General features: G+C 35.5%; 1 protein-coding gene. It reads right to left on the minus strand.

What is annotated here, in order from left to right; all coding sequences use genetic code 11:
• Nucleotides 1–125: 125 nt before the first annotated feature.
• Nucleotides 126–641: a DUF3231 family protein gene (locus V7124_RS22995; RefSeq protein ID WP_335493812.1), complete on the minus strand. Its 516-nt coding sequence runs from the start codon at nucleotides 639–641 to the stop codon at nucleotides 126–128.
• Between the last annotated feature and the right edge of the window lie 462 nt (nucleotides 642–1103).

Here is a 1103-nt window from a genome sequence, read left to right on the forward strand (position 1 = left end):
AGTGTAAAATTACACTAAAGGTAGATGTGTTGCCTTGTATGTGCTAAGGGGGAATGGGAATTGAACGGGTCAGGATTGTTTAAAAAAAGGGGAACAGAATGAATCCTTTCTGTTCCAATAATAAATTATTTACAATCTTCAGCTTTAAAATGGTGTAATGGTGGTGGAATTAACCATCCTTTTTCCTTATTTAATCGTAGAACTTTAGCACCAAGTGCTGCCTTTTGAATATAAAACTGTCCAAACATCATAGCTATATCTTCCCGAATAGATTGCCCCATAATCGTACTACACGCTACTAAGCCTGCTGCAATATTCGCCGAAAGCATAGCAGCTATTTCAGGGTCTGCAAAACGTGCTCCAACTGGAATGTCATCTAAACATGCTTTAGGTGGTTCAGGAGGTGTTGGAGGTAAACCAATACCATTTTCTTTTAATAATGTTTCAATTTGTTTGATTTCTTGTTGTCCACCTTGAATTGCTTCTTCTAGCAATTTTTGTAGGTCTTCATCACCAGCGTGGTTTAGTAGGGTTTGGTAACCTGCAACTAATCCTTTAGCTGTTAAAAGGAATGACCAAGTTCCGAAAACTTCTCCATAGTGCATTGGTTCATCTGTTGAATTTCCACTTAATATTCCCATAAAAACACTCCTTACTGTTTCTGTAAAATTCATAAATCTTCTCCTTGGAATGCAATCTTCAAATAAAGTATCTGTTAAAGAATAAAATCTTATTCAACTCCCTCAGTTTAATACATTTTCTCACGAATTCTAACGGGTGCTTTAGTTAAAGATCGTGGCGTTGCCATAGGCAACTCTTTTTTCTTATTCAACTAAAGGGGCAGGTTAGTGGAACAAGAAAGACAAAAACCCACCTCTCTTTTAAGTCCTATTTGACCAATACTATGCAATTAACCTAATAAAGGGAAAAACGACTAATATTTAAGTGCGACCTTGAGCGAAGGTCACACAATAACTTATTTAGCATAAAATAAAGAAATTTTTTGTTCTGGGGCTGGTAATAATGGAGCACCAAAAAAATAAAGGTAATAACAGAAAAGATTTAGACAATAAAAAAATAATAGAACTGGAAAAAGAGGTTGC

Source organism: Neobacillus niacini (assembly GCF_036961885.1).
GTDB lineage: Bacteria > Bacillota > Bacilli > Bacillales > Cytobacillaceae > Neobacillus > Neobacillus niacini_H.

What these genes read in the sequence shown, in the direction of transcription:
- V7124_RS22995 (WP_335493812.1), bottom strand. Translation starts at nt 641, where the DNA reads ATGGGAATATTAAGTGGAAATTCAACAGATGAACCAATGCACTATGGA.